The 13632-nt window shown below is 38.2% G+C and carries 12 protein-coding genes and 1 other annotated feature; all 12 genes read left to right on the plus strand.

Going from position 1 to position 13632, the window contains the following annotated elements; translation table 11 throughout:
• The first annotated feature begins 4 nt into the window (after window positions 1-4).
• The 12 genes from cydD (at window position 5) to yfmF (ending at window position 13628) form a co-directional block, all read left to right on the plus strand.
• On the plus strand, window positions 5-1735 hold the full coding sequence (cydD, locus tag LMC10_RS06785; protein WP_229269287.1) for a thiol reductant ABC exporter subunit CydD: 1731 nt from the start codon (window positions 5-7) through the stop codon (window positions 1733-1735).
• Window positions 1728-3473 (plus strand): thiol reductant ABC exporter subunit CydC, encoded by a 1746-nt coding sequence (cydC, locus tag LMC10_RS06790; protein ID WP_229269288.1) that lies wholly within the window; start codon window positions 1728-1730, stop codon window positions 3471-3473. Before cydD ends, cydC begins: the two co-directional genes overlap by 8 nt.
• A 53-nt stretch (window positions 3474-3526) precedes the next feature.
• Window positions 3527-4741, plus strand: a complete 1215-nt coding sequence (locus tag LMC10_RS06795) for an NAD(P)/FAD-dependent oxidoreductase (protein ID WP_035155840.1) — start codon at window positions 3527-3529, stop codon at window positions 4739-4741.
• Window positions 4742-4843: 102 nt separating this feature from the next.
• On the plus strand, window positions 4844-6157 hold the full coding sequence (locus LMC10_RS06800; protein ID WP_229269289.1) for a bifunctional folylpolyglutamate synthase/dihydrofolate synthase: 1314 nt from the start codon (window positions 4844-4846) through the stop codon (window positions 6155-6157).
• 66 nt (window positions 6158-6223) lie between these two features.
• Window positions 6224-6856 carry a JAB domain-containing protein gene (locus LMC10_RS06805; RefSeq protein WP_229269290.1) on the plus strand — a complete coding sequence of 211 codons (633 nt, stop codon included), beginning with the start codon at window positions 6224-6226 and terminating at the stop codon, window positions 6854-6856.
• Between the two features lie 135 nt (window positions 6857-6991).
• The gene (locus LMC10_RS06810) at window positions 6992-7993 is read left to right on the plus strand and encodes a rod shape-determining protein (RefSeq protein WP_003666650.1); all 1002 of its coding nucleotides are present in this window, start codon (window positions 6992-6994) and stop codon (window positions 7991-7993) included.
• Between the two features lie 133 nt (window positions 7994-8126).
• Entirely contained in the window at window positions 8127-8984 is an 858-nt protein-coding gene (gene mreC / locus LMC10_RS06815; RefSeq protein ID WP_003666651.1) for a rod shape-determining protein MreC, read from the plus strand.
• 6 nt (window positions 8985-8990) lie between these two features.
• Window positions 8991-9527, plus strand: a complete 537-nt coding sequence (mreD, locus tag LMC10_RS06820; RefSeq protein ID WP_003666652.1) for a rod shape-determining protein MreD — start codon at window positions 8991-8993, stop codon at window positions 9525-9527.
• Window positions 9528-9578: 51 nt separating this feature from the next.
• Window positions 9579-9812 (plus strand) — a binding site (T-box leader).
• Between the two features lie 183 nt (window positions 9813-9995).
• Window positions 9996-10643, plus strand: coding sequence for an amino acid ABC transporter permease (locus LMC10_RS06825; RefSeq protein ID WP_003666654.1), 648 nt, complete (start codon window positions 9996-9998; stop codon window positions 10641-10643).
• A 14-nt stretch (window positions 10644-10657) separates the two neighbouring features.
• The gene (locus tag LMC10_RS06830) at window positions 10658-11308 is read left to right on the plus strand and encodes an amino acid ABC transporter ATP-binding protein (protein ID WP_003666656.1); all 651 of its coding nucleotides are present in this window, start codon (window positions 10658-10660) and stop codon (window positions 11306-11308) included.
• 17 nt (window positions 11309-11325) lie between these two features.
• Entirely contained in the window at window positions 11326-12177 is an 852-nt protein-coding gene (locus LMC10_RS06835; protein WP_003676073.1) for an amino acid ABC transporter substrate-binding protein, read from the plus strand.
• A gap of 203 nt (window positions 12178-12380) precedes the next feature.
• On the plus strand, window positions 12381-13628 hold the full coding sequence (gene yfmF, locus LMC10_RS06840) for an EF-P 5-aminopentanol modification-associated protein YfmF (protein ID WP_229269291.1): 1248 nt from the start codon (window positions 12381-12383) through the stop codon (window positions 13626-13628).
• Window positions 13629-13632 lie beyond the last annotated feature (4 nt).

Raw genomic sequence — 13632 nt, forward strand, 5'->3', positions numbered from 1 at the left:
ATTTATGATTGATCGACTACTCTTCAAAATCGAGGGGAGCAGACATATCATGATTAAGCTTGTGGGGCTTTATGTCCTGCAAGCTTTTCTTATCCTTGGTCAGGGATTAAGTTTGGCTGCTTTACTAACAGGCTTATGGCAGGGACATTCTCTTTTAAGCCAAATATATGGCTTAGGTGGATTTATTGTTTGTTACCTTTTGCGTCATGGACTAACCGAAATTGGGAATGATTGGCTTGATAAGTATTCGGCTAATGCTGCTCAGAACTTTCGTCAGCAATTATTAAAAAAAGTCTTTGCACTTGGACCGGTAATTGTTCAGCGGGAGGGAACCGGTAATATGGTTACTCTTGCTCTTGATGGCATTAAAGAAGTTGAAAATTATATTCGACTCATCTATAGCAAGGTGATCAGCATGATGATTATTCCAGTCATTATTTTGGTTGTCTGTTTTTGGCTTGATTGGATTTCTGGCATTGTTATGTTGTTAGTTTATCCTTTGATTGTTTTATTCATGATTATTTTAGGCTATGCAGCAAAGGCTAAGGCAGATCGACAGTTTGCAGCTTTTCAAATATTGTCTAATCACTTTATTGATTCTTTGCGGGGGATTGACACATTGAAGTACTTTGGCCTTAGTAAGAAGTATTCACAAAGTATTTATCGGTCAAGTGAGCGTTTTCGCAAGTCAACAATGAGTGTGATTAAAGTAGCAATGTTATCAACGTTTGCTCTTGATTTCTTTACTACATTAGCTATTGCAATCTTAGCGGTCTTTCTTGGCTTACGGTTAATTAACGGTCACTTATTGTTATTCCCGGCACTGGCAATTTTGATCTTGGCACCTGAATATTTTTTGCCGATTAGGAATTTTGCAAGTGATTACCATGCGACGTTGAATGGTAAAAATTCATTTCATGCGGTTCGGCGAATTCTTGAGATGCCATTACCAAAGAAGCCGACTGTTGAATTACACCAGTGGACAGGAGTCGATGAGTTAAGTTTTGAGAATGTTGAGTTTATGTATCCTCAAAATGGCAGTGAATTAACAAACCTTGATTTAACTGTTAAGGGGAATCAAAAAATTGGCATTATTGGAATGAGTGGGGCCGGAAAGACAACTTTAATTAATCTTTTAAGTGGCTTTTTAGCGCCGACAAGTGGCCAAATTACCATTCAAGGAAAAAAAGTAACGACTTTGGATATTCATGACTGGCAAAAACAGATTCTCTACATTCCACAGACTCCCTATATTTTTGCAGATACGTTAAAAAATAATATTGCCTTTTATACTCCAAATGTCAGTGAAGATAAAATAAAAGAAGCGATTCATGTTGTCGGTTTAGATGATCTTGTTGCTGAATTACCACAAGGATTAGGGACGATGATCGGCAGTGGCCACCGAGCATTAAGCGGTGGGCAGGCACAGCGAATTGCCTTAGCACGAGCATTCCTTGATCCAGAACGTCGGGTAATGATTTTCGATGAACCGACCGCCCACCTTGATATTGAGACCGAGCTGGAATTGAAGAAGAGAATGCTTCCGTTGATGGAAAATAGATTAGTGTTTTTTGCTACCCACCGTTTGCATTGGATGAAGCAGATGGACTACATTTTAGTGTTGAAGAATGGCAAGTTAATTGAACAAGGAACGTATCAGCAGTTGCTTGATGAACATGGTTACTTTACAGAACTGATGGACCAAACACGTGGAAAGGAGATAACCCATGAATAAGATTCCTTTACTTAAAGCAATGAAACATGATCGGTGGGTGAAGCCCTTCCTGAAGCGTTATAAGTGGACCTTGGTATTAGCAATTACCCTGGGGATTGTTACCTTTATTTGTGCTAGTGGATTGATGTTCACCGCGGGCTATTTAATCAGTAAGTCCGCAACGATGCCTTTTAATATTTTGTTAGTATATGTTCCCATCGTTCTTACTCGTGCCTTTGGGATTTTTAGACCGGTGACTAATTATTTTGAACGATTGGTTAGTCATAATTGGGTTCTTAAAATGACTTCTGCATTTCGTAAAAAGCTTTATGATTCGTTAGAGCAGGATGCCGTTTTCTTTAATAGTAAGTATCGAATTGGAGATATTCTTGGGTTACTTTCAGAAGATGTTGCCCACATTCAAAATTTATATTTACGAACAATTTTTCCAATGTTGGTTGCATTTGGGCTTTATGCCATTATCGTTATTGGAATGGGAATAATCTCTCCACTAATGGGGCTTTTAATGTTAGTTCTATTTGGGTTAATCATCATTGCTGTTCCCGTGTGGTCAGTGCTTGTTAATGGTGCACGCCAGCAACTAGAAAAGCAATATACCAATACCTTGTATGCTGATCTTACTGATAATATCATGGGGATTACAGACTGGGTATTTGCGGGGCGCAGTGCGGATTACCTGCAGCACTATGATAAAAGCGAGAAAAACGTATTAGCATCTCAAAAAGCGATGAAACGTTTTGAGCATTGGCGTGATTTTATTCTTCAGGTAATGATTTTATTGGTGGTTGTTAGCCTTATTATATGGGGAGCAGCACGTTTCGGCGGTCATTGGGGAGGCAGTGCAAATTGGATTGCGGCCTTTGTTCTTTGTGTCTTTCCCCTTGATGAAGTATTGTCTAGCTTGCCAGCAGCTGCTCAAGAAACTAATGTATATACGGATTCATTAAAGCGATTGAATGAATTACCACAACCGCCTGCTCCTTCTAAGGCTAATATTGAGATTGCCGCTCCTTATCATCTTAAAATTACAGATGTTTATTATCGCTATCCTAAAACAGAGAAGATGATCTTGCGGGGGATTAATCTTGATGTTAATCCAGGCGAAAAACTTGCCATTCTTGGTCGCAGTGGGGCTGGAAAGAGTACGTTAGCTAGTTTAATTCGTGGAGACCGAAAGCCTACTTCGGGCACTGTTACTCTTAATAATGTGCCAACGGATGAATTTGGTGATGAGATTTCGAATTATATTGGGATTGTTCACCAATCACCATATTTGTTTCATACCACAATCTTAAATAATATTCGTTTGGGAAATGAAGATGCGACAGAGGATCAAGTATGGGATGTTCTTGAACGTGTTGGGTTGGCCGCTATGATTAGACGACTGCCAAAAGGGCTTCATACGATGGTTGATGAAGCAGGGTTACGGTTTTCTGGCGGAGAGCGTCACCGGTTGTCTCTTGCCCGGATTTTGCTCAAGGATGCGCCAATTATCCTTTTAGATGAACCAACTGTAGGTTTAGACCCGGTAACAGAAGAAAAGGTAATTGAGACTTTTATGGAGCAGCTACAAGGAAAAACTTTGATTTGGATTACTCACCATTTACAAGGCATAGAAATGATGGATCAAGTTGTTTTTATCGAGAATGGTAAAATTTCAATGCAAGGCAGCCCGGCAGAATTACAAAAAACAAATGAACATTACCGGGCGTTAAAAATGGCAGATGAAGGTATCTAGCTAGTTTAGAAATGTTATAATAAATAGGACTATTGATGAAGGGATGAATAGTAATGAAAGAAGTTGTTGTACTTGGAGCTGGTTATGCTGGCTTAAAGACAGTTGTTTTACTACAAAAAAAGCTAAAAACTAATGTCCATATTACATTAGTTGATCGTAATGATTATCATTACGAAGCTACTGATTTACACGAAGCTGCTGCGGGAACGCAAAGTGCTTCAAGGATCACTTATCCAATTAGTGATGTTATTAATCCACAAATTACTACCTTTATCCAAGATGAAGTTGTAAAGATCGATCCTGATAAAAAGACGGTTAAGCTTGCTGGTCATGAAGAACTACTGCACTATGATTATTGTGTATTAGGGCTCGGTTTTGTTTCAGAAACCTTTGGAATCCCTGGTGCTGAAGAAAATGCATTACCAATGACTAATGTTAAAGAAGCTTTAGCAATTTATGACCATATCATTGCCAAAATGAAAGATTATCGTACCACTCACAATCCTGATGATCTTCAAATTGTTATTTGCGGTGGTGGATTTACTGGAATTGAATTAGCAGGGGCGCTTGTTGACGCTCGAGCAAGTTATGCCAAAATCGCTGGAGTTTCACCAGATGAAATTAAAATTACGCTGATTGAAGCTTCAACAAGATTACTTCCAATGTTTAGTGAAAAACTTGCCGAATATGGGGTAAACCTTGTTAAGAGCCTTAACGTGCAATTGCTTGATGGTTCACGAATTAGCAAGATTGAACCTGGGAAAGTCATCTACAAGCATGGAGATGATGATGAAGAGTCCCTTAATGCTGGTACAATCATCTGGACAACTGGAGTAAGTGGTAATCCATTGATGGAAGAATGTGGCTTTGATGCTAAGCGTGGCCGGGTAATCGTTACTGACCACTTAACAGATCCTAAGCACGATGATATTTACATCATTGGGGATGTTGCTGCCGTAATGCCACCGGATGGTAAACGCCCATACCCAACCACTGCACAAATCGCTCTAGCAATGGCTGATTACACGGCTGAAGACATTGTTAGCCGTATTAAGACTGGCAAGCATGAAGCTAAGCCATTTACTTACAAGTCCTTAGGAACAGTTGCTTCCGTTGGTAACACGCGGGCATTTGGTGAAGCAATGGGTCATGAATTACGTGGATATCCTGCTTCAGCAATGAAGAAAATTATTGCTGACCGTTCCTTGTTAGAAACAGGTGGTTTGAAAGAGCTATTTGCTAAAGGACGCTTTGACTTATATCACTAGAAAATGAATGAGGCTGAGAAAAAATTTTTGTTTTTTCAACAGCCTCGTTTTTATATTTATATGCTAAAAAGGTATGGCTATAATAAATAAAGGGTGAAATAAATGATTAAAACTTATGATGAAGCATTATCTTTTATTCATGGACGAACACAATTCAAGAAAATTCCAACGCTCACACGGATGAAACGATTCTTAGCAGAATTAGGGAACCCACAAAAAGGACTTAATTACATTCACGTTACAGGAACTAATGGTAAAGGATCAACGGTTGCAATGATGCGGTCTGCTTTACTGGAAAGTGGCCTTACTGTTGGAAGTTTTACATCGCCTTTTATTACACGATTTAATGAACGAATTGAGTACAATGGAATCCCAATTAGTGATGATGATCTTTTAAGATTAGTTCAAAAAATTGCCCCTGTTGTCAAAAAACTTGATGATACATTAGAAACAGGCGGCCCAACTGAATTTGAAATTGATACAGCATTAATGTTTTGCTATATGGCTGAAAAGAAGCCTGATGTTGTATTGCTTGAAGTAGGGATTGGGGGGCTATACGATTCTACTAATGTAATTACGCCAGTTGTTAGCGTGATCACGACAGTTGGCTGGGATCATATGAAGTATTTAGGTGATACTTTAGCTAAGATTGCGGCTCAAAAAGCGGGAATAATCAAAAAAGGTGTCCCAGTTGTTTTAGGTGCTCTCCCAACAGAAGCGCGCGAAACTATTCTCGCAGATGCAAAGGAGAAGAAATCCCCGGTTTTTGAATTAGGAAAAGACTTTACTGTTCACAAACTTAATGGTCATCAGTTCCACGCGAAAATTCGGTATCAAGGAAAAAATCTGAAAAAAATAGAAATAATTCTTGGGTTGCCAGGCGACTATCAGATAGAAAATGCAGCAGTTGCTTTGATGGCTCTTGAGCTTTTTATGGAGAAGCGTGGGCTGGCAATTGATCGCCGTGCTTTGATATCGGGATTAGAAAATGCTGCTTGGCCGGGTCGATTAGAAGAAATAAATACTACTCCTCTGGTCTTATTAGATGGCGCTCATAATCTTCCTGGTGTTCAGGCCCTAGTTCATACTATTAAGAATGATTTTGCCGATCGGGAAGTTTACCTTTTGGTGGCGATTCTGGCTGATAAGCAATATGAATTAATGCTTGGTGAATTAGCAAGTTTGGGGAATGTTCACTTAACTGTTACTCACTTTGCTGGTCCCGGTCCTAAAAGGCCAAGTGCAGACTTAGCAAAGGCTATTGCTGATATTCCAACTAAATACCCCATCCAGACTATTAACGACTGGCAATTAGGGATCGGGCAGGTGGCAAGTCAAATGAGTGCGGATGATGTAATGATTATTACTGGTTCTCTTTATTTTGTTTCAGATGTTCGTAAATTCTTTTTAAATTAAAAAGTGTAAAAGCACAAATTTTCCGTATTTAAATATATAGAGTGTAAAAAGGAGAATTATTTATTTATGGAAAATGAAGTGATTAACGAATATACAAAATTAGTCTGGATGGCTATTCCTGATAAACTGGGAACAAAGAAGCAGGAATTATGTCAACGTTTTTTACGTAAGTGTCCTACTCCCCTAGCAATTAAACGGCTTTCACGTATTGAAAAAAATGAGATAAATGAATGGGCGCCAGAAATGCTTAACTTTTTTGCTGCCATTGAATTAGGGAAGATGGTAACTAAAAGTCACGAAGAAATTATTGGCCATGCTTATTCGAGCATCGAATTAGGACGCGAGATGGTTGAACATTTTCAAAGTGAGGAGCAAGAAAGTGTTTGTATTGCCTGTACAGATATCCATAATGAGATAATTGATTGGAAAATTTTGTTTGTAGGCGGCGGATGCGAATGTATTCTTTATCCTGATAAGATTTTTCAATATGCGCTCCGGTGTTCAGCTCAAGGAATTATTATGATCCACAATCATCCGACGGGAGACATTCATCCTTCTAAGCAAGATGAGTCCTTTACTCGTCGCTTAGAACGAGGATGTGAGATTATTGGACTTCATTTAGTTGACTTTATGATTGTTGGACGTGATACATATCATAGTTGGCGTGAAGCTAGTCTCGTTAATGAGCTTAAAAAGTAAAGAAACTTTTAATTTATTGCAATAATTACGCTTTCTTTGTTCTTATTAATGTATATTAATGTTCGTATGTACCGAGTGGCTATGGTATAATATGCACGATATTAATTTGATTTTAAGACGAAGGGAAGAAGCAGATTGCTAGGAATTGGAACAAAAAATCTTGGCATTGACCTTGGAACTGCTAATACAATTGTCTACCTTGAAGGTAAGGGTATTGTATTAAGAGAACCATCAGTTGTTGCTCGTAATTCTAAGACTAACGAAGTAATCGCTGTTGGCAGTGATGCCCGTGATATGATCGGACGGACGCCAGAAAGCATTGTGGCTATCCGACCAATGAAAGACGGTGTTATTGCTGATTACGACACAACAGTTGCAATGATGAAGTATTACATTGATAAAGCACTAGGAAATAATGGTAAGCCATATGTTATGGTATGTGTTCCTAGTGGGATCACGGAAGTTGAAAAGCGGGCAGTGATTGATGCGACTCGGGTTGCAGGTGCTCGTGATGCTTATGTTATTGAAGAACCATTTGCAGCAGCCATTGGAGCTGGATTACCGGTTATGGATCCAACCGGTAGTATGGTTGTTGATATTGGTGGCGGTACTACTGATGTTGCTACCATTTCATTAGGTGGTATTGTCTCAAGCCGGTCCATTCGAATGGCAGGAGATAAGATGAATGATGCAATTGTTCAATATGTTCGTCAACATATGAACTTACTAATTGGTGAACGAACAGCTGAAAAGCTTAAGTGGGATATTGGGTCTGCATCTGTTGAAGCTGCTGAAGAAATGGGAACAACACAAGTTCGCGGTCGTGATCTTGTAACTGGATTGCCAAAGACAATGCAAGTATCTGCGAAGGATGTTTCAACGGCCCTCCAAGATGTTGTTGATAGTATTATTACGGCAATTAAAGGAACACTTGAAGAAACTTCCCCAGAAATTGCTGCTGATGTTATTGATCACGGGATTGTATTAACTGGTGGGGGCGCATTATTAAAGCATTTACCAGATGTTATTGCAGATGCAACCAAAGTACCAGTATTTATTGCTAATGATCCCCTTGACTGTGTTGCTATTGGTACCGGCGAGTCATTAAAGAGTATTGATGTAATGAAGAAAAAGTAAAATGATTCTCTGACAGTGACGTCAGCGATGAATCATCATTAGTACTAACTAATGATTGACGGGGCTGAGTGCCAAGCAGAATTGTTTGGCAGGCCCCGTCTTAATTACCTTGTGTATGCATTGGAGGGTCATAATGCAGAAATTTTTTTCCAATCGCCGATTAGTTATTGCTGTGATAATTCTAGTTGTCTGTTTTGGACTAATGGCAGGTTCTGTTTCTTTACGGAATAGACGAAATACACCACCGATTATCCAACAATTTGGAAATGATATTGTTGGTTTTGTTGATAGTGCAGTTGCTCTCCCTGTAAATTGGGCACAGACAAGTGTGAGTTCAATAAATGGGTTGATGAATACTTATTCTGAAAACCGTGAACTTAAACAGCAAGTAACTGAATTAGCACAAACTAAAGTCCGTGATCAGACCTTAGCTCATGAAAATAAACAATTAAAACAACAGTTAAAACTTAATAATTCAATGACCGACTATAATACAGTTACAGCGGCTGTGTTAATGCGCACACCTTCTTCATGGCAAAGACAACTCGTGATTAATAAGGGGCAATCTAGTGGTATTAAGAAGAATATGCCCGTTATGAGTGGTAGTGGGTTAATTGGTCGGATTACAGAAGTAAATAAAACTAATAGTAAAGTTGAATTATTGAGTGATACTAGTGAATCATCAAATCGTTTTGCAATTACCCTTAATGGTCAAAATGGGAAGGTGATTAACGGGATTATCACCGGATATAATGCAAGAAATAACGAGCTTGAAATGGGACAAGTAACTTCTAAAGCTAAAATAAAAAAGGGTACCCGAGTAGTAACCAGTGGAATGGGTGGTGTGACACCAAAGGGACTTTACGTTGGTCGCGTGTCGCATGTCGGTAAAGATGATTATGGCCTCGCCCAGAAAATCTATATTACTCCAGCAACGGACTTTAATGATATTAATATTGTTACGGTTGCTGAAGCAGCTTCGCAGGAGTGATAAATTATGTATCGTTTATCACGCTTAAAATATATATTCCCAATTGGCTTATTTGTATGTCTGTTTTTGGACGGAGCCTTAAGCCATGTGTGGGCACCATTATTTTTCAGTTATCCCTATTCAATGGTGAGTGAACTTGTCTTACTATGGTTAGTCTTATCGTACTTCTTTCAAGATGATATTGAGATTCCATTAATTCCATTTGCAATTGCTGCCGGTGCAGTTTACGATTTATACTTTTCGGGAATTTTAGGATTGTATATTTTCTTGTATCCATTAGTAGTCGAAATAACTAAAATTTTATCTCGTTATTTTAGTTCATCATTTCTTTCGATGATTATGATTTTCTTTGTTGATATTGTCATTTTTGAGACGTTTAATTATTGGGCATATTATTTAGTGAATATTACTAATGTTGGTTTTGGCGACTATCTTATTTATACGCTTGCTCCAACGTTAGCATTGAATTTAATTTATTTTGTTGTCCTCTTTTGGCCAATTCGCGCAATATATCGCTGGGCATTAGACGATGATCAAATTTAAAATTAGTGCTTGACACAATAGATATTCCAGTATAGGATATTTACAATATCATAAATGACAGTGAACAGACTAGTAGAGCTTTAAGCATTGCAAAGAGAGTCCTTAATGATGGGAAGGGATCAATGTTTCGGCTTGAATCACATCTGTGAGTTGGCCTTCTGAAAGCCATAGTAGGAAGACCCGGGGAAGCCCGTTACAGCGCGGAGTTTATTTTAATGAACTCACTAAGGCTATTATTCGTGAGAAAATAGCAAGATGAGGTGGAACCGCGGAAACGCCCTCGTAGCCAGTTTAGGCTCGAGGGTGTTTTTTGTTTCATTAAAATAGACTTATTAAGGCAAATATTGCGAAATGTTTGTAAACATGAGGTGGAACCACGATGTACTCGTCCTCTAGGAGGTATCTCCTAGAGGATTTTTTCTTTTCCTGTTATTTCTATTAGTCAATAATTTAAGGAGGCAATAGTAAATGTCAATGCAATATATAAGTGAAATTCTACCTTCATTATTCCAAGGGGCTGCTCTTACATTACAGATTTTCTTCTGGACATTAGTTGGATCGCTGCCATTAGGAATTTTGGTTAGCTTAGGACTTACTTCTAAAATCAAACCCTTGAAGTGGATATTAGAAATTTATGTTTGGTTAATGCGGGGAACGCCTTTGCTGCTTCAACTGATCTTTGTATTCTATGGGTTACCAATTATTGGCATTGTTTTTGAACGTTACGATGCCGCCCTAGTTGCTTTTATCTTGAATTATGCAGCTTATTTTGCTGAAATTTTCCGTGGTGGTTTCCAATCTGTTGATCAAGGCCAGTTTGAAGCCGCTCGTGTTTTACGCCTAAGCTACTGGCAAACTCTTCGTAAGATCATCATTCCCCAGGTAATAAAAATTGTTATTCCATCAATTGGAAATGAAGTTATTAACTTAGTAAAAGATTCATCGTTAGTTTACGTAATTGGTCTCGGTGACCTACTTCGTGCAGGAAATGTAGCAACTTCACGGGATGTCACGCTTGTTCCATTGATGTTGGTCGGATTAATCTACTTGATCCTTGTAGGAATTTGTACATTAATTCTGCGGCAAGTTGAAAAATGTTATGCATACTTCAAGTAAAGGAGGGGATCTAAATGTTAGAAGTTCGAAATTTAAAAAAGAGTTTTGGCGATCGGCAAATTTTAGATGGGGTTAATTTAACAGTTAAAGATGGTGAAATTCTTTGTATTGTTGGTCCATCAGGTGCTGGGAAAACAACCTTACTTCGTTGTATTACTGGACTGGAAACTCCTGATAGTGGTGAGTTTTTCATTAACGGTCGTCGATTTGACCCTCAGGGAACAGATGCAGCTGACCGGGTAATCGGTGTGGTTTTTCAAGATTTTAAGCTTTTCCCAAATCTTTCGGTAATGGAAAATATCACGTTAGCGCCGATGATGGTATTGAAAAAGGATAAACAAGAAGCAATTGCTGATGCGCAAAAACTGCTTGAAGAATTAGGCCTTAATACAAAAGGAAAATTATACCCCTACCAACTTTCGGGTGGACAAAAGCAACGGGTTGCAATTGCTCGTGCATTAGCAATGAAGCCTAAAATTTTGTGCTATGATGAACCGACATCAGCGCTTGATCCAAACCTCCGAAAAGATGTGGCTAATATTATTTTAGGATTAAAGAAGGACGGAATGACTCAGTTAATTGTTACTCACGATTTAGAATTTGCGGAAGATATTGCTGATGATATTTTACGAGTACAACCACTTGATCAACGTCAGAATAAATAGTGAGAGGAGAAATACTGATGAAAAAAGCGAAAGCAATTTGGTTACTTATTTTGTTAGTAGTACCTGTTCTCCTTCTTAGTGGCTGTGAAAGTGTAACAAAGCGTGCTGATACGCAAGATACATGGAACCGGATCGAGCGACGGAAACGAGTGATTGTTGGCCTTGATGATAGCTTTGTTCCAATGGGTTTTCGCCAAAAGAATGGAAAACTAGTTGGTTATGATGTCGATCTTGCCCGGGCTGTTTTTAAGCAGTATGGGATAAAGGTTGATTTTCAGCCAATTGATTGGTCAATGAAAGAGACTGAGCTAAAAAACGGTACGATTGACTTATTGTGGAATGGTTATTCTGTTAATCCTAGCCGTGCCAAAAAAGTTGCCTTTAGTCGTTACTATTTAGAGAATCGGCAGATATTAGTAACTAAAAAGAAGAGTAACATTAAAAATCTGAACGGGATGACGGGCAAAACACTCGGAGTGCAGAATGGTTCAACGGGAGTAACCGTTTTGGATGAGAAGCCAAAGTTATTAAAGGATAAAATAAAGAACCATACACCAGTACTTTATGATACATTTCCTAATGCATTTATTGATTTAAATGCAAATCGAATTCAAGGAATTTTAATGGACGAGGTTTATGCTAATTACTATATTAAGCACCAACCAAATAGTAATTCGTATCGCACTTATATCAGCAAAGAGTTGCCAATGGAACATTTTGCAGTGGGAATGCGGAAAGGTGACAAGACCTTAAAGAAGAAAATTAATCAAGGTTTAGGTAATTTGCAGAAAAATGGTGAATTACGGAAGCTTAATGAAAAATGGTTCGGTCAAGATAGTAACTACTTGGGACCAGATAATACTAAATAAAAAGAGCAGGGACTTGGGAAATAGTCTCTGCCCTTTATTGTTTCCTACAAACAAATTAATAAAAATATGATGAATTTACGTAATCGGTTTGTAATTTAGTCATATTTAACGTATCATTATTCAGTATGATAATTCGAATGTAACTAGGTTGCAGCTAGTGGAACCCCTCTTGCTGCATTTTATATTGAAGGGAGAAAGAGAACGTGGATTTTAATCTTGCTCGTGGCGTGGACTTGCACATTATACCCACAAAACAATTTAAGATGAATCACGTCTTAATAGATTTTGCGACTCCGCAAACACCAACGAATGCTACTGCACGAAATTTATTGGCAAACCTATTAGAGACCAGCACGCATCGCTATCCAACACAGACGGCTTTGGCTCGTCAATTGGCATCTTTATATGGTGCTTATGTTAATTTATATGTTAACCGGCTGGGGACATTACATACTGTTCGATTGCGAGCAAGTTTTGTTAATGATCGCTTTGTTGATGAAGATTTATTTGAAAAGATTAGTAGCTTAATAAATGAGATCATTTTCCATCCCCTAATCGATGACGGGGAATTTGATGGTCCTACTTTTAGGATTCAATCTAATAATTTAAAAAGTGCGATAAAGTCGCTTTATGACGATAAACAATTTTTGGCTAATCAACGTCTTATGGACTTGTACTACCAAAATGATTCTGTAATGAAAGTTCCTAGTTTCGGTCAAATTGCTGATCTTGAGAACTTAAATGCTAAAAGTTTAGTTTCAACGTATCATTCAATGATTAATGAAGATAAAATTGATATTTTCGTGTTAGGTGATATTGATCCAATGCGTGCTCAGCAAGTTATTGCTAAGTTGCCTTTTAAAGATCGCGATATTGTTAATAATTCACCTTTATATCATCAAGCATTGTATGATCAAGTTCAAAGAAAAGCAGAATACCAACAAGTAAATCAGGCAAAGTTAAATTTGGCATATTCTTTACCTGTCTATTATCATGACGCCGATTACTATGCTGGCTTGGTTTTTAATGGACTTTTTGGTGGCACGCCATATTCAAAGCTTTTTACGAATGTCCGTGAAAAAGCTAGTTTAGCTTATTATGCTTCTAGCCGGCTTCTTCCATTCAATGGGATTGTAAGTGTTCAAACGGGAATTCAAGCGAGTGACCAAGAAAAAGTTCAAAATATGATTCAGGAACAATTAACCGCTTTACAAAATGGTGATTTTACTACTGAGACGCTAAGTGAAGTTCAAGATAGTTTGATTAACCAATACCGGGCAGGGCATGATTTGGCAAGTAATGTTTTGGAACAACAATTAGTTACCAAATTAGTTAATGAATCGGATAAGAACTTTATTACCGAAATAAAAAAAGTAACCGTAGCTGACGTCATGCGTGTTGCTAAACAGATGAAGCTTCAGGCAGTTTATTTATTAAGTGGTGAGAAATAATTAT

The sequence above is a fragment of the Limosilactobacillus reuteri subsp. simiae genome (assembly GCF_020784875.1).
GTDB lineage: Bacteria > Bacillota > Bacilli > Lactobacillales > Lactobacillaceae > Limosilactobacillus > Limosilactobacillus reuteri_H.